Below are 22,139 nucleotides of genomic sequence, written 5' to 3' on the forward strand. Positions count from 1 at the left end.
GCGACGGATCTGTCCCGCCCGGCCGCTGCGTTAGGGGAAGGCTGGAAGAGTTTTCCGGTTCGTCCGCCGAACGGGGCGGACCGCCGGACGCTCACGCGGGCCTGCCTCGCGGACCGAACACCGGGATCGGGCACGACGCCCCCGCCGTTCGGCGCGCTTTCGTCGATCGCACACCGCATTCCCCGGGCAGGACGCCCCGCCGCATGTCAGCCTCCGGCACCGATCGCCGCCCGGATCGCGGCTCCGCCCACGCCGGGGGGCCGGTGCTGCCGGACGCGCTCCGCACGATCACCGCGGCGGTCGCCGCGGCGCCCAAGGTGGTGTTGCTGCTCGTCCTGATGGTCACCGGCGCCAGCGTGGGGCTGACGCTCTGTTACCTGGGCTTCCATAGCGAGCGGGGCGATCTGATCGACCCACGGGCCCCCACCCGCGCCCACTGGGACGCCTACACCGCCCGCTTCGACGACGGCAACGACTTCGTCGTCGCCATCGAGGGCGAGAACCCGGGCGGCGTCCGGGCCGCGATCGACGATCTCGCCGACCGGCTGAACCGCGAGCCGAAGTTCTTCGGCTCCGTCCTCTCCCGCATCAACACGACCCGCAGCCGCCGCAAGGGCCTGCAAAGCCTCTCCCCGGGCGAGTTGGAGCGGGTCTCCCAGCGCGTTGCGGAGCTCTCGCCGATCCTGGGCGGAGACTCCACGAAGGCCCGGCTCGACTGGCAGGTCCACGACCTGACGGTGAAGCTCGCCGAAGCGGTGAAGAGCGGTCAGGACGCGAAGGTGCGGGACGTCGCCGGCCGGGCGGAACGCCTCGCCGACGGGCTGGCCGCGCACGTCGCCAACCCGAACGACTTTCGCTCCCCTTGGCCGAGCCTCGTGGGCGGGGACAACGCCGCCACGATGGCCCGCCAGTTGGAGGGCGCCACCTACTTCCTGAACGACGCCGGCACGCTGGGGCTGATCCGCGTGGCCCCCGCCCGCACGGCGGAGGGTCCGGCGAGCCCCGAGGAGGTCCTCGACCGGCTGCGGACTGTGGCGAAGGCCGTCGAACACGATCGCGGCACGATCACCGTCTCCGTGACCGGCGTGCCGGCGCTGGAAATCGACGAGGTCCGCCGCGGCCGGGCGGACATGCTGCGGGCCGGCGCCGTCGCCTTCGGGGCCGTCGGTCTGCTGTTGCTGATCGGCTTCCGGGGCGTGAAGCACCCGGTGCTGGCCCTGTTCGTGCTGGCGGTCGGCCTGGCCTGGAGCTTCGGGTTCACCACCTTCGCGGTCGGGCACCTGAACATCCTCAGCGTCTCCTTCGCGGTCATCCTGATCGGGTTGGGGATCGACTTCGGCATCCATTACCTCGCCCGCTACCTCCAGCACCGGGCCGAGGGGCTGAGCCTCGAAGACGCCCTCTGCGAGACCAGCGCCGGCGTGGGCGTGGGCATTACCACGGCGGCGGTGACGACGGCCTTGGCCTTCTTCTGCGCCACCTTCACCCGTTTCCTGGGCGTCGCAGAGTTGGGCATCATCGCCGGCGGCGGAGTGCTGCTGTGCGCCCTGGCGACGTTCCTGTGTCTGCCGGCGCTCATTGCCCTGGCAGACGAGCACGTCCCGGCGAAGCGGCTGCCCAAGCCGATGGGCTTCGGTTGGCTGCGGACCGGCACCAGCCGGTTCCCGGCGATCGTGACCGTGCTGGGCTTCGCGGCGGTGATCGGCATCGGCCTGCAGGCCGTGCAGGTCGACCAACACGGCGCCGGCAGCAAGCTGCACTTCGATCACAACCTCCTCGCCCTGCGTCCCGGCGACGCGGAGAGCGCCGACGGCCGCGCCCGGCTGCGGGAAGCCGGCGGCCCGAGCCTGCTGTACGCCGTCGCCATGGCCGACAGCGCCGAGGAAGCCCGTGAGTTGGCGGTGAAGTTCGAGGCCCTGCCGACCGTCGCCCGGGTCGAGGACCTCGCCCGGCGCCTGCCCGGCGGCGATCGCTCCGAGACCACCCGCGGCATTTCCCAGGTGCGGGGTCAACTCGCCTCGCTGCCGCGGAACGCCGGCGTCGGCGAACTGCCGGCGCCCCGGCCGTCGGACTTCGGCCGTCGCACGGACATGCTGCGTAAGGTCGCCCTGGACAGCGGCCGGGCGGACCTCAAGCCGCTCGCCGCCAAGTTGGACCGCTTCGCCGATTCCTTCGAGAAGCTCAGCGAGGGCGAATCGACCGGGCACAAGCAGGTCGTGGCGCTGGACCGCTACCAGACCCGGGCCGCCGGCGAACTGGTCCGGGAGTTCCGCGAACTGTCCATCGCCTCCAGCGACTCGACGCCGCTGGGCCTGGGGGACATCCCCACGGTGCTGCGGAAGCGGTACATCTCCGAGGACGGCAAGTGGCTGCTCCAGATCTTCCCGAAGCAGGACGTCTGGGAGTTCGCCCCGCTGGGCCGGTTCGTCTCTGACTTGCGGACCGTCGACCCCGAGGTCACCGGCACCCCGGTGCAGAACTTCGAGGCCGGCCGGCAGATCATGCACAGCTACCGCAGCGCGGCACTGTACGCCCTGGCGATCGTTAGCCTCGTGCTACTGAGCGACTTCCTGGCTCAGGAGAACAAGCTCCTCGTGTTGTTCCCGCCGCTGTTGGTGGTGGGCTTCACCGCGATGACGCTGCTGACCCGCGGCATCGAACTGGATCCGGTGCTCTGCGCCGGCGGGTACGTGGCGATGGTGCTGGTGGTCGGGGCGATTCTCGACTTCACCAACATGCGGGACGCGATGCTGGCCCTGATGCCGCCGCTGGCCGGCGGGGTGATGACCTTCGGCGTGCTGAGCCTGTGCGGGATCCCGTTGAACCCGACCAACCTGATCGTCCTCCCGCTGGTGCTGGGCATCGGCGTGGACGACGGCGTCCACGTGGTGCACGACTTCCGCAACCGCTTCGCCACGAACAGCCTCGGCAAACGGAACGCCTACCAGCCCAGCGCCAGCACGGCGGGGGCGATCGTGCTGACGAGCCTCACCAGCATGGTCGGCTTCGGCAGCCTGTGCATCGCCGGTCACGCGGGACTGTTCAGCGTCGGCGTGACGCTGGTGACGGGGATCGGCTGCTGCCTGTTCGTCAGCCTGTTCCTGCTCCCCGGCACCCTGGCCCTGCTGAGCCGCGACCCGAAGGAGGCCAAGGCCGCCGTCGCCGGCAAGGTGGGCCAGAAGGACGACGACGAGGAGGAGGACGAACGCCCCCGCCAACGCCGCCGCGCCGCGTGAGTGACGTCGCCGGACCGAGCGTTCGTCCGGCATGGCTCCCCGCTTGCGGTTTCGCAGCGTCCGCCTGTTGAGCGGCCCCGCGAAACCGCAAGCGGCGCTCCCCCCCGTCGCCACTACCCCGGCGGGGCGTCGGACGACTTCGGCAGCGCCGCTTCGATAATCATGATCTTCTGCCAGATCTTGCGGGACAAGCCGCTGCACAGGTTCTCCACCTCGTTCACGGCACTGAGGGCCGTCGCGTCGTCGAACCGCTGGACGTACAGCGCCGCCACCTTGCCGATCAGGCTCAACATCTCGCTGCAATAATCCAGATACCGGCACAGATCGAACGCCGACAGCCGGCGGTCCTGGCCGTTGGGCTCCATCAGGATCAGTTCAGGGTGGAGGATCCGCTCCGGGTCCTTATTGAGCTGGTGCATGTCGATAATGTGAGCCATCGCCCGTAACTCGTGGATCGCCGCGAGGACCCGGTGGCGCTTGATGCGGTTCTCCAGCGTGGTGAGGAACAGCAGGGCGGCGCCGATCAGCACGACGTCGTTGATGCCCGCCTCAAGGACTTGAATAAAGTCGATGATGCCTAACGACTCCGTCGTCGGCTTGGCGAGCAGCGCCACCGTCGCCAGCAGACTGAGCGCCACCCCGATCACCAGCGTCCACACGACCGCCCGCAGCCAGAGGATCGGCCGGCCGAAGGAGGTCGACCGCTCCCCGGCGATCAGGGAGATGCTGTGCAGCTTCCGGCAGACCCGCCGCAGCCCGGCGTTCGGGAAGCGGTCGGCGATGCGGGCCTCGATCCGGACGATCGTCTTGACGATCTGATCCGGGTCCAGCAAATCGAAATGATCGCTCTGCACATCGTCCGTCGGCGGCGGCAGGAACTCCGGCACGCCGTCCAGCCGAGGCGAGCGGGGGACGTCAGCCCTCTGAGCGGCGGGCGCTGCGACCGGGTGGGATGGGGGCGGGGCGGCGGACACGCCGTCGATCATCGCGTTCATGGCTTGCAGGGGACAACGCGGCCGGGCGCCGCGCGGCTCACGCCCCCGGCTCGCCGGAGCGAATCCACCCGCCGCCGAGCACCCGATCCGGCTCCGAGCCGTCATACAGCACGCAAGCCTGCCCAGGGGCCACGCCCTCCTGCGGCTCGTCGAACCGCACCCGGAACTCGTCCCCGTCCGTCTGCACCTCGCAGGCCGCGGCCCGGTGCTGGTAGCGAATCTGGGCGAAGCACCGCAGCGGGCCTGTCGGCCGATCGACCAGCCAGTTCGCCCCGCCGGCGGTCAGGTCGTCGCAACGCAGATCCTCCCGGGAACCGAGCACGACGCGGCGGCGGTCCGGCTCGATCCGCAGCACGAACCTCGGTTCCCCGAACGCGATACCGAGGCCCTTCCGCTGGCCGACGGTGAAGCGTTCGTAGCCCGGGTGCTCCCCGATCACGGCGCCGGCCGGGTCCACGAACTCGCCGGCGGTCTCCTGGTGGCCGCGGTGCCGGTTCACGAAGCCGGCGTAGTCGTTGTCCGGCACGAAGCAGATCTCCTGCGAGTCCGGCTTGTCCGCGACCCGCAGCCCGGCCTCGGCGGCGAGCGCCCGGATCTCCGGCTTCGTCAGCCCGCCGCAGGGGAAGCGGGTTTCGGCCAGCGCGGTTGGCGAGACGCCGAACAGCACGTAGCTCTGGTCCTTCTTCCGGTCGACGCCCCGCAGTAGCGCCGGCCGGCCGTCGGCGGCGGTCTCCACCCGGGCGTAGTGCCCGCTGGCGACGGCCTCGGCGCCGACGCTGCGGGCGAACTCGTGCAGCCGGCCGAACTTCAGCCAGTTGTTGCACTGCACGCAGGGGTTCGGCGTGCGGCCGGCGAGGTACTCGTCCGCGAAATAGTCCTTGATGCGGCCGAACTCCCCCGCGAAGTTCAGGGCGTGGAAGGGGATGTCCAGCCGGTCCGCGACCCGCCGGGCGTCCGCCGCGTCGCTCGCCGAGCAGCACCCCTGCTTGTGGGCCTTGGCCGACGGGAGCACGGTGAGGGGCGAATCGGTCGCGCAGACCTCTGCCTCGGCTCCGCTGCGCATGAACAGGCCGACGACTTCCCAGCCCTCGCGCTTCAGCAGCACGGCCGCGGCGCTGCTGTCCACGCCGCCGCTCATCGCCAGCACGATTCGAGGCATGGGGTAAGGCGGAAGGGGGAGGGCGGAGGGCGGAAGGGGGCATCATCGCGGAGGCGGCGGCGCCTTCAACACCAACCCGACGCGTCAGCGAGGGCGAACGGTGACGAAAGACCCTCGCTGACGCGTGGGGTTAGTGGGGGGGCGTCGGCCAACCCCGCAGGGCCGCGTCGATCGTCGCCCGCAGGGCCCGTTCGCTGCGGCCCAGACGGGCCTGCGTGCTGAGGGCGTGGCGGACCCCGTGGTACAGATCCGCCAGCGGCCCCGGCGGTTCGCCCGCGGGCAGATTGCCGTCCGCTTTCGCCCGGATCAGCCGGTCCCGCAGCCGGCCGTGCAGGCGGGCGTCGGCCGCGGCGATCGCCCGCTGCGGGGCCTCGTCCGACGCGCCGGGCTCCTCCTCCAACCCCGCGGCGTGGGCGGCGATCAGGCAGCCGGGGGGCCGGTCGGGGTCGGTGAACCGCTCCGCGGAGGCGACGAGAAACGCCCGCACCGCGGCCCGGCCGTCCGGTTCGTCCTCGAGGGCGGCGAGCGCCGGGGCGACGAACTGTGCCTCGTACCGCTCCAGCGCCGCGAGAAAGAGCCCCTCCTTGTCGCCGAACGCCGCGTAGAGGCTCGGCCGCGACCCGCCGCTGACGCCGGTCAGTTCCTCCAGGCTCGCCCCGCGGTAGCCCCGCGACCAGAACACGCGCAGCGCCGCGTCGAGGGCCGCGTCGGCGTCGAAGGTGCGGGGGCGGGCCATGGAGCAGGCGAGCGGTGGGCGTCAGCCCTCCGTGTCATCGGGAGCGTGCGAGTACACGGAGGGCTGACGCCCACCGCTCGCCTACGAACCCATCTTCAATCCGACGGCCTCGGCGACCTTGCCGCAGGTGGTCATTGCCGCGGCGAAGGCGTCCGGGGTGAGGCTCTGGGGGCCGTCGCTGGCGGCGTTGGGCGGGTCGGGGTGCACCTCGACCATCAACCCGTCCGCCAGACAGGCGACCGCGGCGTGCATCATCGGCGGGACGAGGCTCGCCACGCCGGTGCCGTGGCTGGGGTCGATCACGACCGGCAGGTGCGTGCGGGCGTGCAGGTAGGGCACGGTTGCCAGCGGCAGGGTGAAGCGGGTGTGCGACTCGAAAGTCCGCACGCCGCGTTCGCACAGCATCACCCGTTCGTTGCCGCGGGACAGGACGTATTCCGCGGCCAGCAGGAACTCGTCCATCGTGGAGGACATCCCGCGTTTCAGCAGTACCGCCGCCGGCGATTCGCCGCAGGCTTCGAGCAACCGGTAGTTCTGCATGTTGCGGGCGCCGATCTGGAGCACGTCGGCGTACTCGGCGACCAGTTCGACGTCCGTGGGCGTCATCACCTCCGTGACGATCGCCAGCCCGGTCTCCTCCCGGGCCGCGGCGAGCAGCTTGAGGCCCTCCTCCTTCATCCCCTGGAAGGCGTACGGGCTGGTGCGGGGCTTGAAGGCCCCGCCGCGAAGGGCCGTGGCCCCGGCCGCCTTCACGGCCCGGGCGCTCTGCATGATCTGCTCTTCGCTCTCCACGCTGCACGGGCCGGCGATCACGCCGCAGACCCCGCCGCCGATCGTCAGACTGCCGACCGTCACCGCGGTCGGCTCCGACTTCATCTCCAGGCTGGCGACCTTGTAGGGGGCGAGGATCGGCATGACCGACTCCACGCCGCGCATGCTGGCCAGCGTTTCGCGATGGGCCTCGTCCTCGGAGCCGGTCGCGGCGATCACGGTGCGCTCCGTGCCGTTGATGACGTGGGCCGTCATCCCGAGGGCGGCGACGCGGGCGGCGACGGCGTCGACGTCCTCCGGCGCGGCGGAGCGGTTCAGAACGACGATCATCGCGAGGTCGGGTTCGGGGCGGACGCGGGGCGTCTGCGGAGCGGGAACGAACGGGGGACGGTACCGGCCCCCCGTCCCGCCGACAAATCGCCCGCCCCCCGGGTTCGCCCCGCCCGTCACGGTCTCCCCCACCGCCGGCCGCCCCACCGCCGGCGGCCGGCGGCCGCGCGACGGACGAGCCGTCAGGGAGGGAGTGAAGTTTCGGTGAGGATCGCCTCCGGGCCGGTGACCGGGGCTCACCGGGCGCCGACGCGTCACTAGTCTCAGCCCCGCACCGGGGAATCTCCCCGCTCCCTCCCGCCCCCGAACCGGCCTCCCGCTCATGAGCCCACGCCCGCACGGCGCCCGCCCGGCGAGACGGGACTCCGACGATTCGTATGGCGAATCGGCCGGTTCGGTGATGGAACTCTCCGGGTTCGATCTGCCGACCTTCGACTCCGAAACCGCCGCCGCAGGGTTCGACCGCGCCCGCCCCGCTCTGGACGACGCCCCGCCCACGCTCCCCTCCGCCTCCCGCCGCCTGCCTGCAGCCGGGTTGATCGACCTGGACGACGATCTGGGGAACGACGCGGAGGACGATCTGCCGGATTCGCTCGTCGGCACCGAGGTGGAGTTCCTCGACGCCCTTCAGCTACCGGAGGTGAAGCGTCGGCCCCTCTCGAAGACGGGGCCCCGACCGAGGCCCGCGGCGTCGAGGCCCGCGGCGTCGAGGCCCGCGGCGGCTGCCTCCGCCGGGGCGGCCGCGGATCTGTTGAGAGAGCACGGCCTGGACGAGGAAGACGACGGATTCGACGACGAACCCCTCGCCGACGGCCCGCTCCCGCCGCGGCGGGGCCGCAGGCGGCAGTCGACCGCCCCGCAGGCCGCCCCGGCGAAGGGCGTGAACCCGAACGTGCTGGTCCTCGCCACGGTGCTGACGATCCCGGCGCTCGTGCTAGGGCTGAATCAGGCCTTCGGGGAGCGCCAGTCGACCCGGGCCGAGTGGCGGGAGGCGTTCGACGATCTGGACGATCTGATGAACGAGTTCGTCGACGTGGCCCACGCCCCCGAGGGGGAATGGACCGCTTGGAAAGTAAAGTTCGAAACCGCCCGGCCGGCGCTGCGGGACAAGACCTCCGCGGCCCCGGACGCCTCCGCCGGCGGCGAGATCGACCGGGCGATCAACACGTTGGAGCAGGCCGTCGAACTGCGGGCGGACGGGGCCTCGCGGGAGGTGCTGGACAAGACGGTCGGCCGGGCCGTGGGCCATGCCCGGGAGGCCGCCGGCCGGCTGGGCATGACGAAGTTCGAGTGGGCGAAGTAGGATGGGCCGCGTCTAGGATGACGCCCGTTCGTCCGCCGTCGCTCCCGTTCCGCCCGTTGCCCGTATGCCGCCGTCCGGGTTCATGGCGGTCGGTTTCGTGGACTGGACCGGGTGGGCGGCGCCGACCGGCGAGTGGCTGACGGGCGCGTTGCGGGCCTTCGTGGTGGCGTGGTCGTTCGCCCTGGGGGCGAGCGTGGGCAGCTTTCTGAACGTCGTCGTCTACCGTCTGCCGGCGGGGATGAACCTCTCCCGGCCGAAGAGTCGCTGCCCGCGGTGCGGCACGCCGATCCGGGCGACGGACAACCTGCCGGTGTTCGGCTGGCTGCGACTGCGGGGCCGCTGCCGGGCCTGCGGACTGCCGATCGCCGCCCGCTACCCGCTCGTGGAGGCCCTCTGCGGCACCGCCCTGGCCACGTTGGCGCTGACGATCGTGCTGATGGGCGGCGTGAACCTGCCGATCGACGCGGGGCGGGCCGGCCTGTCGTCCCTCTTCCTGCGGTCGCTGGAACCGGACGGCATCGCCCTGTGCGGCGGGCTGTTCGTCGGGGCGGTCACGCTGCTGGGCGCCGGGCTGATCGCCCTCGACGGCCACCGTCTGCCGTGGCGGTTCGTGCTGTTCGGCCTGCTGGTTCCCGCGGCACTCGCGGCGGTCTGGCCGGGGCTGCGGGTCGGGGCGGCGGCGGTCTGGGGCGGTCGACCGTGGAGTCTGGCGGGCGTGGGGGAGGGCTTCGACCTGGGCTCGTACCGGTTCGTGCCGAATCTCGCCGGGCCGCTGGACGCTGCGACGGGGGCGCTGATTTGCGGGGCGTTGGGGGCGGTCCTCGCCCCGCTGCTGCGGGGACGGATCGACCGCCTCAACCTCGCGCTGATCGCGGCGACGGCCGGCGCGTGGTGGGGTTGGCACGCCGGGGCGGTGGGCTTGGCCGCCGGCGGCGCCGTCGCCTTCGCGGCGCCGATGCTGTACGCCGCCGGGGCGCTCCGCACGCGGGTGCCGCCGACGGCGTTTGTGGCGTACGCGGCCGCCGCGGTCCCGTTCACGTGGGGGGCGATCGGGCTGAACCCGGCTGACGATTCGCTCTGGGGAAAGGCGGCGACGATTGGTCTCGCGGCGGGTGCGCTCGCCGCGGGCGCGACCGTGGACCGACTATTTTTCTCGGCGACGGACCCGCAGGCAGACGCATCGGCCGACGCCGGGGTGTAATCTGGCGGCGTCCGCCCACCCGCCGCCTTCGTCCCGTGCCTGATTCGTCCCGCCACTCCGCCGACCGTTCCGCCCAGGACGACGTCGCCCCGTTGAACGCCGGCGGCACGGTGATGGACCTGTCGGATTTTGCTGATCTAAACGATCTGTCCACGGTCGGCTCGGAGGAATCAGGGAACGATTCGAAAACGGCGATGCCGTCGATCGACGATTTCGAGATCACCGGCGAGGGGGACGGCGGACGGGCCGCCGCCGAAGCCGCCCCCTCCATCGACGACTTCGACGTCTCCGGCGGAGAATCCTCCCCCCCGCCGTCCGAGGCCCGGCGCCAGCCGGCGCCAAGCCCCCCGCTGCGGCCGGAACCGGCGCCCAAGTCGCAACCGGCGCCTAAGGCGGAGCCGGCGCCCAAGGCGGAGCCGGAGCCGAGCATGGCGGACCTCATGGCGCAGCTCCGCCGCGAACTGCGGGAGGAACTGCTGGCGGAGTTGCGGGCGAACCGCGACCTGTCCTCCCCGGCGGCGCAGAAGCTCAAGGAGGAAGCGGAGGAGGCGGGGGTGTCGCTGGACGACTTCATCGTCCTGGACGGAGATCAGAGCGACGGCGACGACTTTCAACTGGCCGGCGGCCGCGCCCCCTCGCATCACGCCCCGCCGCAGCACGGGGGACAGGCTCCGCCGCAGAGCTACGCGGCGTCCCCGCAGTACGCCCCGCAGCAATATTCGCCGCCGCAGGGGCAGTATTCGCCGCCTCAGGGGTACGCCGCGCAGCAGGGCTACGAGGCCCCGCCCGCCGCCCGCCAACCGGAGCCGCCGCCCGAACGTCCGGCCCCCAAGCGGCCGGAACTCAAGCTGCCGGAGCCCCCCCAGCGCAAGCGCGAGACGCCGGTCCCCGCATTCGAGAAGCCCACGCCGGCCCCACGCTCCCTCGCAAAGCCCGAACTCGAGCCGGAACCGACGCCCGCCCCGGTCGCCGCTCCGGCGCCGCCCCCCCCGCGGCCGACCTACACGCCGCCGGCGAAGTCCACCTATGCGCCGCCGAAGGCGAAGAAGTCGTCCGGCGGCGGCGGCGGCGGCGTCAGCATGCCGAGCATCGAGGTGCCGGACGCCCTGAAGGATCCGAAGGCCCTCGGCGGGATCGCGGTGGCCGTCGCGGTGGCCTGCTGGTTCCTCTTCTCCAACCCGGGCATGAATCAGGGCATCGGCTGGGTCGAGCAGATCGCCGCGATGCACAAGGAATACGAGGCCGCGGCCCCCGCCGGCGGGGCCGGCCTGACCGACCTCAAGACGCGTCAGGAAGCGTTGCAGGAGGAGATCTCGGCGAACCTCGAGGGCGCCCTGCTGGGCGGCGCCCGCCGGACCGCCGACGGTCTGAACCGGGACCTCGGTCGCCTGATCGACCAGCGCATCGGCGGCCTCACGTCGGCCGACGTGATCAAATCGCAGGAGGAGAAGTTCGTCGAAAGCTTGCAGACGAACATGCAGAAGCTGGAGATGACCCCGCAGTGACCGCGGCGCCCCGGTATCACGGGGCGTCCCGGTCCGGACGATCGAGCTACGGGAACAGCGGCAACCGGCAGAGGGCCGCGGCGCCGCCGAAGCAGACGGAAACGTCCGACCCCTCGGAGGCGCTGCGGTCCGGATAGCTGCCGCCGTAGCGGTAGCGGGCCACCACGCTTCCTTCCGGAACCGCGGCGGAGCCCTCGCCCTCCACCGCCTTGAAGCTCACCGGCAGCGGGCCGGCCTCCGGATGGCAATGGACGACCGCCGGCGTGGTCCCGGTCGGCACGTCCGGCGGGTGCGGCAGGTTCGCGTTCCAGTAGGCCCCCGGCCCCGGCGGTTCGGCGAGAATCTCCGTGAGCACGCGGTCCAGCAGTTCGACGGAATCCTCCCACGGGGCGTCGCTGCCCCGGCGGAAGCGGCTCAGCGCCGCGGAGGCCACGCCGGCCAGGGTCGCCTCCCGGGCCGCCGCGGCGGTGCCGGACAGGAATACGTCCACGCCAAGGTTCCCCCCGTGGTTCACCCCGCTGAGGACCCAGTCGAACGGCCCGCCGCGCTCGCCGGGTTCGCGGAGGTCGGCGAAGTGGTGCAGGCCGATCCGCACGCAGTCGGCGGGGGTGCCGTCCAGCGAGAACCGCCGCACCCGCACGCCGCCCGGGCCGGACGGGCCGTCCTCCTCGCGAATCAGGGTGAGGGTGTCGGCGACGGTCACGCGGTGCCCGCAGCCGGAGTGCTCCCGGTCCGGGGCGACCACCGTGACCGAGCCGTTCGGCCCGGCGTGGCGGACCGCCGCCGCGGCGAGGGTCGCCAGACCCTCCGCGTGGACGCCGTCGTCGTTCGTCAACAGGATGTGCATGCCGCCGTTCTAGTCGCCGGCGGCTCCCTCGCCCACCGGCGAACCGGGGCGGCGCCCTGGGGCGATTACGCCTTGAAGCCGCTGAGGTACGGCACCCGCTCCCCGGCCGTCTGGACCTCCGGGGCCGCTTCGAGCAGTTGGGCGAGGAAATCGTACTGCCCGGTCAGCAGGGCCTCGCGGGCGCTGTCGGCCATGGCGACGGGGAACAGTTCACCGCTGAGGGCCACCGTCAGCGCCTGCAAATCGAGGGTCAGTTTCGCGTCCGGGTTCGCCCGGATCAGGCGAATGAGTTCCGCCCGCACCGCCGGGTCGGCGGTCACGCAGGCGACGCCGAGGTTCGTGCAGTTTCCGGCGAAGATCTCCGCAAACGATCCGGCGACGATCGCCTTCACCCCGGCCCGCATCAGGCTCTGGGGGGCGTGCTCCCGGCTGGAGCCGCAGCCGAAGTTGTTGCCGGTCACCAGCACGCCGCCGGCTCCTTCCAAATTCGGAGCGTAGCGGGGATCGTCGAAGGGGTGGGTCGCGTCCTGTTGGCGATCGTCCTCGAAGGCGTGCGCGCCGAGGCCGTCGAACGTCACGCACCGCAGAAACCGGGCGGGGATGATGCGGTCGGTGTCGATATCGTCCCCCGGCAGCGGGATTCCGGGGGCGACGATCTGCGTGACGGGGGACATCGAAGCGAAAACAGCGGTGCGAGGAACGGTCCGACCGCACGGGCGGCGGTCGCGGGGATGCGGACAGATCCGTACATTAGCAGGTTCGCGTCCCCTCCGACCTCCCGCCTTCTCCTTCCGACGTCACTCCGATGTCCGCGCTGCAAAGCCTGATCGCCACCGGCACCAAGCTGTATCTGGACAGCGTGGACCCGAAGGAGGTCGATCAGGCGCTGCAGGACGGCGCCGTGGGCGCGACTTCGAACCCGGTGATTATCGGCGGGATCATCGCCCAGGGCGGGTTCGACGACGACATCAAGCGGCTCGCCGGCGAGGGCAAGGACGACTCCGAAATCGCCTGGGCCCTGTGCGACAAGCTTGTCGCCGACGCCCAGGCGAAGTTCCTCCCCATCTGGGAGTGCACCGGCGGGGAGGCCGGCTGGGTCAGCTTCGAACTCGACCCGCTGCTGGAGGACCCGTCGGAGAAAATCTCCGAGGCGGACCGGGCGGCGAAGTACGTCGAACTGGGCAAGCGGTACGCCGAGGGCCATAAGAACCGGATGATTAAGGTGCCCGGCACCCCCGGCGGCATCGCGGCGCTGGAAGAATTAGCCGCCGCCGGGGTGACGCTGAACATCACGCTGCTGTTCAGCGACGATCAGTACCGGGCCGCCCGCGACGCGGTCTGGAAGGGCGCCAAGAAGCGGGCCTCGCTGAACGGCTTCAAGAGCGTGTATTCGATCTTTATCTCCCGGATCGACGTGTATACCTCCAAGCACGTCGACCTGTCGGACGCGGCTCAGGGGCAGGTCGGCCTGTTGAACGCGAAGCGGATCTGGCGGGAGAACTGCGACTTCTGGGCCGGCAAGAAGATCCCGCTGGCCCAGGAGATGATCTTCGCCAGCACCGGGGCGAAGTTGGAGGGCGACCCGCCGGAGAAGTACGTCGCCGCCCTGGCCGGCAGCGACATTCAGACGAACCCGCCCAGCACCAACGACGCCCTGCGGGAGCTGGACAAAACCTTCACCCGCACCGTCGATCAACTCCCCCCGCAACCCGTGCAGGACGAGATCGACGCCAAGGTCGACGCCGCCGCGATGCACGAGTTTCTGATGGAGGAGGGCCTGCGCAAGTTCGCCGAACCGCAGCGGGACCTGATCAAGCTGATCGCCAAGAAGCGGGCGGAACTGACGTAAATCCTAATGGCGAGCGGTGGGCGTCAGCCCCCCGTGTGTTCGAGACCGTGCGAGCACACGGGGGGCTGACGCCCACCGCTCGCCTGACGCCTCAATCGCAGTCGCAGGGTTCGTCGCGCAGGAACCACAGGGCGGCCCAGACCTTCGGGTCGACGAGGCGGTCGTCGGTGGTCGCCCAGCCGGCGATCCAGGCCTCGGCACAGTGCAGCGGGACGCGGTGGACGGTGATCTCCTCGCCGTCCACCCCGCCGCCGTCGCCGATGCGGGTCAGGTTCGTCGCCTTGAAGAAGTGCACCACCTCGTCGGAGAGCCCGGCGCTGGGCGGGCCGACGGCGACCTGCTCCAACGTTTCGGCCTTGTAGCCGGTCTCTTCCTCCAGCTCCCGGCCGGCCGCGGCGGCGGGCACGTCGTCGGCGTCGGTGTCGCCGACCAGTCCGGCGGGGACCTCCAGCACGCAGACCCCCACCGGCGCGCGCTCCTGCTCCACGCAGATCAGGTGCCCTTTATGCACGGCGAACAGCGCGACGATCGCGGAGGCGTTCGGGCGATGGGCGTATTCCCACGTGCCCTTCGCCCGCAGTTCCAGGTGCTTGCCGGCGTGCAGCAGGCGGTCTGCGGGTTCTGCGGAGTCCGGGGACGGGCGGGACATGGGACCGTGGCGAGCGCTGAGTTGAACGCCGTACCCTACCACGTCCCGCGGTCCCGCCAGGGTCGCGTTCCCACCCCGACGTCCCTTCCGGCCCCGTGCGGCCGCCCCCACCCCCCGACTCGCCCATGACCCGCCGATCCCTCCTCGCCCTCCTCGCCGCGGCCGTGTTCGCGGCGCTGCCGGCCTCCTCCGCGCTCGCCGCCCCCCAGGAGAAGGCCGACGCCGCCAAGCCGACGCGCATCCTGTTCGTGACGCAGTCCAAGGGCTTCAAGCACGGCAGCGTCGACCGCGACAAGCCGGGCCGGGAATTAGCCCCCGCGGAGATCGCCATGAAGCAGCTCGCCCAGCAGAGCAAGCTGTTCACCGTGGACCTCACGCAGGACGTGGCCGCGGACCTGACGAAGGAGAACCTGCAGAACTACGACGTGGTCGCCTTCTATACGACCGGCATGCTGCCGATCGCCAAGGAGGATATGGACTATTTCCTGAACGACTGGCTCAAGCAGCCGGGCCACGGGTTTTTGGGCTTCCACTCCGCGACGGACACCCTCAGCGATAACGAAGCCTACCGCAGCTTCATCAACGGCCGGTTCGCCGGGCACCCGTGGGGCGCCGGCAGCACCGTGACCTTCAAGGCCCACGTGCCGGACTTTCCGGGGGTGAAGGAACTCGTCGCCAGCGACGCGCGGACCGACGGCTTCACCTGGACGGACGAGATTTACCAATATAAGGACCACGACCCTGCCGCCGTCCGCGTGCTGGCGAGCATCGACATGGCGGAGACCGACCTCAAGAAGCCGTACCACGTCCCGGTGATCTGGGTGCGGGAGTGGGGTCAGGGCAAGGTGTTCTACAACAACCTCGGCCACCGCGAGGACACCTGGACGAAGCAGCCGTTCCTGGATTCGATCCTCGCCTCCCTGCGCTGGATCCGTGGCGAAGCCAAGGGCGACGCGACCCCCAACCCGGAGGTCTCCGCCGCCTGGGACGACGCCAGCCGCAAAGCCGCCCCGGCGGAGAAGTCGGACAGCTGAGCAGGAAGTTCCTGAGCCCCGACCGTCAGGGAGGGGCCGTTCCCCCGCTTCCGAACCAGAGCGAGTTGAAGAGCGTCCCGGACCCTTCAAGGGTCCGGGACGCTTTTTCATAGGTACGCCTCCATGGCAGCCCGAGGCGCAAGCCAAGGCCGGGTGACGTGGACCACGCTGTACCGCCTCGGCTTGCGTCTCGGGCTGCCGATGCTTGACCCGAAGCCCCGATCAGCGTGGGGCTTTGCGCCCGGTCCGCTGTCGGCCGTCGTTCCGCCTCGCTTGCGCTTCGGGCTCACGGCGACAAAAAAAGCGCCCCGGACCCTGCGAGGGACCGGGACGCTTGATTGATCGGTCGCGGGTGAACGGCCTCTTCCTGACGGCCGGGGCTCGGGACCTGATCGCGGCGGTCAGTCGGCGGTGACGTCGAAGCAGTAGAGCTTGGAGCGGTCGGAGACGAACATCTTGCCGTGGGCGATCGTCGGGGTGCTGTAGACGGAGGAGGCGAACATTTTCTCCTCGATCACGTTCTCCTCGCGGCCCAGTTCCATGACGGTGAGGTCGCCGTCCTCGTCGCCGATGAAGATCTTGCCGTCGGCGACCATCGGGGAGCCCCAGCAGGCGGCGAACATGTCGTAGACCCAGAGCCGCTTGCCGGTTTCGGCGTCGAGGCAGTGGACGAAGCCGGAGAGGTCCGGGGCGACGACCAGGCCGTCGTGGACGGCGACGGTGCTCATGGTGCGGCGGAAGATCAGTTCGCCCTTGCTGCCGGTCACGCTGCCGTCCGTGTCCTCGCCGCCGTAGTGCCAGACCTGCTTGCTGTTGGGGTTGGGCTTGATCTCGCCGTCCTCCAGCAGCGTCGGGGAGACGTCGCCGGAGCCGGTCGGGTCGATCTTATAGAAGTGACCGACGCCCTCGCCGTGCTCCGGGTCCTGGCCGACGCCGAGGTACACGAAGCCGTCGGCGAAGACCGGGGTGGCGATGATCGCGTTGCGGGTGCCGCGGCCGCCCAGTTCCCAGTAGCTGTCCTTGGGGTTCAGGTCGAACTGCCAGAGGATCTTGCTGCCGCCGTCGCCGTCGCCGGCCGGGTCGAAGCTGTAGAGGATGCCGTCGCCGGCGGGGAACAGGATCTGGGCCTGGCCGTCGACGAGGGCGACGCAGGGGCTGGACCAGTGGCCGTGCAGGATCTTGTCGAAGGGGGTGTTGTCCTCCCAGATGATCTCGCCGGTGTTCTTGTTCAGGCAGAGGAAGCAGGGGGCCCGGGGGGCGGGCACTTCGAGGTGGGCCTCGTCCACGCCGTTGCCGGTGACGAAGTAGACGTATTCGCCGAGGATCAGCGGGCTGCTGGTGGCGAGGTTATGGGGGAACACGCCCAATTCCTCGATCAGGTCGAGGCTCCAGACGATGTCGGCGTCTTCCTGCTCGGCGTCGACTTCCTCAGTGAACTCGCCGTCGTTCGTGCCGTCGCGGAAGCCGTCCAGATCCAGGCACATCATCTCGCAGCGGTTGGTGAGGATCCACACGCGGTCGCCCTCGACGACCGGCGTGCTGCAGATGCCCTGCTCCGGCCAGTCGTGGACGCGGCCCTGGGGCAGCTTCTCGCGGGTGAGCTGCCACTGGAAGGAGCCGTCGGCCTCGTCGAAGCAGAGCAGGACGCCGCGGTCGCCGACGTGCTGGGGGCGGTACTCGCCGCCGTTGTTAGTGCCGACCAGCACCTTGCCGCCGCTGACCACCGGGTTGCCGTAGGTCTGGGAGCCCAGCGGGGCGGTCCAGAGGACGTTCTTCGGCTCCTTGCGGCGGGTTTCCGGTTGAAACGCCGCGCTGACCTTCGGGGCGGGGCTGACCATATTGCGGAGCGGATCGCCGCCCCACATCGGCCACTTGCCGTCCGCGGCCCACTGGGCGACGGCGGCGGCCGGGTCTTCGACGACCGCGGCGTCGCCGTCCTGGGCGGCGACGGACGCCGGCATCGCGAGGGTCAGCAGGGCCAGCGGCGGCAACGCCGCGAGAGAAAATAACGAGCGACGGAGACGCATATCGATCCGCGAAACGAGGGCGAGCGGGATGGAAGGGGGCGGTTCCGGGGTTCGCGACGCGGGCCGTTCCGCACCGCGAACCCCGGACCGAATCGGTCCGCACAGCGGACCCTACGGGTGGGTCATTCCGCCGGCAGAACGGCGAAGTTGTCGATGTAGCTGTCGGCGAGACGGTAGGCGTAGATGCCGGCCGAGCCGGTCACCGTGGGGTGCGGGTCCTCGGCGGTGAGGGTCCAATCGGCCGGCTCCTCCTCGCCCCGCGGCCAGACCTTGCCCCGCACGATCGCGGAGCCGTCCTTGTCGGCGTCGGTGGGCGGGATCTGCTCGACGGCGAGCTTCAGCGTGTACCACTCGCCCGGCTCCATGTTGAACTTCGTGTTGGCCTGCAACCGCAGGTGGGCTTGCCAGGACTGAAGTTCCAGCAACAGACGGTTCGCCTTGGAGATCAGGCTGTACTTCTCGTTGGTGATTCCGACGCTGGCGAGCCGCCGGCGGCCTTCGACCATGAAGTCCGCCTGGACGACGTAACCCGTCATCGCCGGCGGGCCGACCCAGACGTCGAAGCTCGGTTTCCCCTTGGCCGCTTCGCCGCCGGCCATCAGCAGGGAGACGCCGTCCCCCTTCTCGACCGGCTGGAACTTGCCCGCGGCGCCGACCCACGCCGGGAAGGCCGGCCGGCCCTCCAGCGACAGCTCGTTGAAGTCGTACTTCCAGGGCAGCGGCGGGTAGAACCGCACCTGAGCCGTGTTGGTCAGGTCGCCCAGCTTGGCGGTGATCACGCCGTCGGCCGGCACGTTCGGGCCGCCCTGGACCGTCACCTTTCGGCCGTCGATCGTCAGGCCGGGGAAGGGCTTGCTGACCGACAGTTCCGCGTCGGAGACGGTCCGCAGGAAGCGGCCGTGTTCGTTATAAGCCCGGACCTCGAACTCCCGGCTTTCGCCGGGCTTCAGCGAGACGAGGGAAGGCACGAGCCGCAGCGTCGCCGGCGGGCCCTCGACGTCGGCCTCCATCGGCAGGGGCGGGACGTCGACGACGACCTTCGCCTTCTCCGGGGCGCCGATGCAGTAGGTCCGGTCCCGGCCGACCAGCAGGATGCGGCCGTCGGAGATCGCGGGGCTGGAGGTGACCTCGTCCGGACCGCTGACGGTGTCGGCCTGCAGCACGACTTCGCTGAGGACTTCGCACTCCTCGCGGGACGGTTTGAGAATCCAGACGCGGCCGGCGTTCTCCATCACGTAAATCTTGCCGTCCGCCCAGACCGGCGAACCCTTGCCGACGGTGCCGAGGGTGAAGGCCCACAGCCGCTCGCCGCTCTGGGCGTCGTAGGCGTGCAGTTTGCCGACGTCGGTGACGACGAACAGCATGTCGTCCTGGAGGAGCAGGCCGGTGTAGCCGGCCTTGGCGCCGTTCTCCCGCCAGACGGAGGCCTTAGGGTTCTCGGTGAGGTCGCCGCTGGCGAGTTCGTCGGTGCCGAGGGTCGGATCGATGCACTGGACGCGGCCGAGGCCGCCCTCGGTGGTGTCGATGTTGTCCTCACCGTGGGAGATGTAGACGAGGCCGTCCGGCCCGACGACGGGGCTGGCGTTGAGGCCGCGTTTGCTCATCTGGAAGGTCCAGAGCACCTTGCCAGTGCGGGCCTCAAGGCTGGAGACGCCGCCGTCGGCGTTGCCGCTAATCAGTTGCCGCACGCCGCCGATCACGGCGACGACGGGATTGGTGTAGATGGTGTCCTCGGCGGGGCCGCCGGGGGTGCTCTCCCAGAGCACGTCGCCGTTCCGTACGTCGAAGGCGTAGAACCGCTGCTTCGGCGGGGGGGCGCCGAGGGCGTAATCGGCGTTGGCAATAAAGGAGACGATCACCCGGTCCTCGTCGACGATCGGGGTGGTCGTCCGGCCGCCGTAGCCGCTGATGTGGCCGAGCAGTTCGTACATCTGCACCTCCCACAGCCGCTTGCCGTCGGGGGAGTAGCAGATCAGCAGGCCGTCGACGGTGTGCACGAAGACGTTGCCGGTCTCCGCGTCGACGGTCGGGCTGGCCCAGCCGACGCGGTTGCTGGGGATGTCGGTCTGGGCGACGGGGAACACGTCCCGCCACAGCTCCTCGCCAGTTTCCATGTCCCAGCAGAGGGTCATCTGCTGGGCGTCGATCAGCTCGTCGCTCTTGCGGACGTCCGCCTCGGTGCGGGTGTTGAGATAGGCCCGGCCGTCGAAGATCACCGGGGTGGCCCGGCCGCCGGTCTCGCTGGTCCACAGCAGGTTCTTCGCCTCGGCGTCGCCGTAGCCGGGGTTCCAATCGTCGATCAGGCCGGTCTCGCGGGAGACGCCGGTGCCCTCCGGCCCGCGCCAGTAGGCCCAGTCGCCGGCCGCGGCGGACGTCAGCGTTGCACCGAGCGACAGCCCGGCGGTCAGGAGGAGCAGCGGAACGAGGCGGGCGATCATCGGCGGGCGCAACGGGGGGAGCGGTGAGCGACGGATAAGGCTAGCGGGGTGAGGGGGCCGCTTCCAACGGGCGGCGCTCTGGATCGACTGTAGGGCTTCGCCGGCCGGGCCGGCCGATGCGAAATTCGTTTCGAGAATCACTCCGCCGCCCCGAGGGTGACGGTGAGGGTTTCGGTCTGGCCGTCGCGGTCGACGGTCACCTCGATCGTCTGTCCGACCTTCGCGTCAGACAGGGCGGCGGAGAGGCCCACCGCGTCGGCGACCGGCACGCCGGCGACCGCTTTGATCACGTCGCCGACGCGAAAGCCGGCCTCCACCGCGGGGCCGTCCGGGGCGAGCTGGTCGACCTCCACCCCGCCGCCGGTCGCCGGCAGGTCCTTCGGCACCACGCCCAACACGGGCCGGCCCTCCGCCTGCTTGCGGCCGTCCAGCCGGGACATCGGCGGCTCGGTGAACTCCAACGGCTCCGAGCCGGCGAGAATGCCGTCCGTGAGGACCTCGGCGAAATCGGCCAGCTCGGCGATTCCCTTCAAATTGACCTTTTCCACATCGTCCTCCGGCTTGTGGTAGTCCGGGTGCAGGCCGGTGAAGAAGTGGAACGCGGGGATCTTCACCTTAATGAAGTCCCAGTGATCGCTGGCCGCCAGCACGCCGTCCACGCGGTCGACGACCACGCCGGTCTTCGCCGCGGCGACGTCCACCAACGGCGGGAACTGCGGGGAACTGCTCATGCCGTGCAGTTGGAAGGCGTTTTCCCCGTACTTGCCGACCATGTCAAAGTTCACCATTGCCCGGGTCGAATCCAGCGGGAACAGCGGCTCCTTGGTGACGTAGTGAATGCTGCCCAGCAGCCCGCGTTCTTCCCCGCTGAAAGCGATGAAGACCATTCGGCGGGGGGGCTTCTCGCCGGCCGCGGCCCGGGCGCCGTAGCGGCGGATCAGTTCGAGCAGCAGGCTCGTCCCGCTGCCGTTGTCGTCCGCCCCGTTGTGCACCGCGTTGGAACCCGGCGTGCGACTGCCGACCCCGCCGTAGCCCAGATGGTCGTAGTGGGCGCCCAGCACGACGGTCTCGTCCGCGTGCGGCCCCTCGCCCTCCAGGACGCCGACCACGTTGTAGACGTTCGCCTGCTTCGGCTCGAACTTGAAGTTGAGGTCCGCGGAGTACCACATCGGCCCGCCGATCGGGGCGAGGGCGGCGTCGATGCCCTTCTCCAGAGCCGCGATCGAGTCGAACTTCAGCCCGGACTTCGTCCCGATCGGGTTCGCGGCCAGCAGTTCGTCCGCCAACTGGCGGGTGATCTGGCCGAACGGCAGCTGGAACGCCGGCCCGCCGAAGGCGCCGGGTTCGCTCAGCACGTCGCCTTCTTCGGCGACGGTCTTCGAATCGTTGACCAGCAGCACGGCGGCGGCGCCGGCGTCCTCGGCGGCCTTCAACTTGCTGCTGATGTAGGCGAACCGGCTGGTCTTGTCGCCGTCAAAGGGGCTCTCGGGGTCGTCCTGCCGGGGTTCGCGGCGGAGGATCACGGCGATCTTGTCCTTCACGTCCAGGCCGGCGAAGTCGTCGTAGCCGATCTTGGGGGCGGTGATGCCGTACCCGGCGAAGACGAGGTCCGCCCGCACGGAGCCGCCGGCGCCGTAGGCGAGCGGCTGGACCTGCTGGCCGATCGTCAGTTCCCGCTCCCCGCCCTCGGGGCCGACGAGGGTGAGGGAGGTCTCGGCGGCCTGCGGTGCGCTGCCGAGGGTGATGTCGAACGGCTGGAAGTACCCGCCGTCCGCGGCGGCGCCGGACAGCCCGGAGGCTTGCATCTGGGCCCGGATCAGGTCGGCGGCCTTTTTGATGCCTTCGGTCTCCGGCCCCCGGCCTTCGAACTCCTCGGAGGCCAGCTTCCGCAGGTCCGCGGTGATCCGCTCGGTCGCCGTGCCGGGCAGGGTCGCGACGGGATCGTCCTGCGCCCAAGCCGGAACGAGGCAGGTCAGCAGGGCCAGGGAAGCGAAGCGAAGCGGCATGGACTCGATCGGGCGGGGGCTCTGGGGCACGGGGGCGAGCGACGGCAGGATAC

General features: G+C 70.7%; 16 protein-coding genes. 6 read left to right on the forward strand and 10 right to left on the reverse strand.

Annotation, left to right across the window (positions count from 1 at the left end; translation table 11 throughout):
* The first annotated feature begins 203 nt into the window (after positions 1–203).
* Positions 204–3,236 carry an MMPL family transporter gene (locus CA12_RS12110; protein WP_145359181.1) on the forward strand — a complete coding sequence of 1,011 codons (3,033 nt, stop codon included), beginning with the start codon at positions 204–206 and terminating at the stop codon, positions 3,234–3,236.
* Between the two features lie 113 nt (positions 3,237–3,349).
* On the opposite strand, the gene CA12_RS12115 is transcribed toward CA12_RS12110, so the two are convergent.
* The 4 genes from CA12_RS12115 to aroF form a co-directional block, all read right to left on the reverse strand.
* On the reverse strand, positions 3,350–4,210 hold the full coding sequence (locus tag CA12_RS12115; protein ID WP_145359182.1) for a hypothetical protein: 861 nt from the start codon (positions 4,208–4,210) through the stop codon (positions 3,350–3,352).
* 58 nt (positions 4,211–4,268) lie between these two features.
* Positions 4,269–5,390, reverse strand: a complete 1,122-nt coding sequence (mnmA, locus tag CA12_RS12120; protein ID WP_145359183.1) for a tRNA 2-thiouridine(34) synthase MnmA — start codon at positions 5,388–5,390, stop codon at positions 4,269–4,271.
* 130 nt (positions 5,391–5,520) lie between these two features.
* Positions 5,521–6,126: a TetR/AcrR family transcriptional regulator gene (locus CA12_RS12125; protein WP_145359184.1), complete on the reverse strand. Its 606-nt coding sequence runs from the start codon at positions 6,124–6,126 to the stop codon at positions 5,521–5,523.
* Positions 6,127–6,207: 81 nt separating this feature from the next.
* Positions 6,208–7,227, reverse strand: a complete 1,020-nt coding sequence (aroF, locus tag CA12_RS12130; protein WP_145359185.1) for a 3-deoxy-7-phosphoheptulonate synthase — start codon at positions 7,225–7,227, stop codon at positions 6,208–6,210.
* A 322-nt stretch (positions 7,228–7,549) separates the two neighbouring features.
* Between aroF and CA12_RS12135 the strand changes: the two genes are divergently transcribed.
* The 3 genes from CA12_RS12135 to CA12_RS12145 all read left to right on the forward strand — a co-directional run bounded on the left by CA12_RS12135 (position 7,550) and on the right by CA12_RS12145 (position 11,236).
* Positions 7,550–8,530 (forward strand): hypothetical protein, encoded by a 981-nt coding sequence (locus CA12_RS12135; RefSeq protein WP_145359186.1) that lies wholly within the window; start codon positions 7,550–7,552, stop codon positions 8,528–8,530.
* 64 nt (positions 8,531–8,594) lie between these two features.
* The gene (locus CA12_RS22530) at positions 8,595–9,731 is read left to right on the forward strand and encodes an A24 family peptidase (protein ID WP_207621966.1); all 1,137 of its coding nucleotides are present in this window, start codon (positions 8,595–8,597) and stop codon (positions 9,729–9,731) included.
* Between the two features lie 35 nt (positions 9,732–9,766).
* Positions 9,767–11,236, forward strand: a complete 1,470-nt coding sequence (locus CA12_RS12145; RefSeq protein ID WP_145359187.1) for a hypothetical protein — start codon at positions 9,767–9,769, stop codon at positions 11,234–11,236.
* A 46-nt stretch (positions 11,237–11,282) separates the two neighbouring features.
* Here CA12_RS12145 and surE read toward each other — a convergent pair whose 3' ends face one another.
* On the reverse strand, positions 11,283–12,083 hold the full coding sequence (gene surE / locus CA12_RS12150) for a 5'/3'-nucleotidase SurE (protein WP_145359188.1): 801 nt from the start codon (positions 12,081–12,083) through the stop codon (positions 11,283–11,285).
* Between the two features lie 65 nt (positions 12,084–12,148).
* Positions 12,149–12,757 carry a 3-isopropylmalate dehydratase small subunit gene (locus tag CA12_RS12155; RefSeq protein ID WP_145359189.1) on the reverse strand — a complete coding sequence of 203 codons (609 nt, stop codon included), beginning with the start codon at positions 12,755–12,757 and terminating at the stop codon, positions 12,149–12,151.
* Between the two features lie 131 nt (positions 12,758–12,888).
* Between CA12_RS12155 and CA12_RS12160 the strand changes: the two genes are divergently transcribed.
* Positions 12,889–13,932 carry a transaldolase family protein gene (locus tag CA12_RS12160; protein ID WP_145359190.1) on the forward strand — a complete coding sequence of 348 codons (1,044 nt, stop codon included), beginning with the start codon at positions 12,889–12,891 and terminating at the stop codon, positions 13,930–13,932.
* A gap of 91 nt (positions 13,933–14,023) precedes the next feature.
* On the opposite strand, the gene CA12_RS12165 is transcribed toward CA12_RS12160, so the two are convergent.
* Positions 14,024–14,581, reverse strand: coding sequence for an NUDIX hydrolase (locus CA12_RS12165; protein ID WP_145359191.1), 558 nt, complete (start codon positions 14,579–14,581; stop codon positions 14,024–14,026).
* Between the two features lie 125 nt (positions 14,582–14,706).
* On the opposite strand from CA12_RS12165, the gene CA12_RS12170 reads away from it, so the two are divergent.
* Positions 14,707–15,615 (forward strand): ThuA domain-containing protein, encoded by a 909-nt coding sequence (locus CA12_RS12170; RefSeq protein ID WP_145359192.1) that lies wholly within the window; start codon positions 14,707–14,709, stop codon positions 15,613–15,615.
* 401 nt (positions 15,616–16,016) lie between these two features.
* Here CA12_RS12170 and CA12_RS12175 read toward each other — a convergent pair whose 3' ends face one another.
* From CA12_RS12175 to CA12_RS12185, 3 genes are all read right to left on the reverse strand, one after another.
* Positions 16,017–17,642, reverse strand: coding sequence for an outer membrane protein assembly factor BamB family protein (locus tag CA12_RS12175; protein WP_145359193.1), 1,626 nt, complete (start codon positions 17,640–17,642; stop codon positions 16,017–16,019).
* A gap of 122 nt (positions 17,643–17,764) precedes the next feature.
* Positions 17,765–20,080, reverse strand: coding sequence for an outer membrane protein assembly factor BamB family protein (locus CA12_RS12180; protein WP_145359194.1), 2,316 nt, complete (start codon positions 20,078–20,080; stop codon positions 17,765–17,767).
* Between the two features lie 137 nt (positions 20,081–20,217).
* Entirely contained in the window at positions 20,218–22,086 is a 1,869-nt protein-coding gene (locus CA12_RS12185) for a M28 family peptidase (protein ID WP_145359195.1), read from the reverse strand.
* Positions 22,087–22,139 lie beyond the last annotated feature (53 nt).

This window comes from Alienimonas californiensis (assembly GCF_007743815.1).
Taxonomy (GTDB): Bacteria; Planctomycetota; Planctomycetia; order Planctomycetales; family Planctomycetaceae; genus Alienimonas; species Alienimonas californiensis.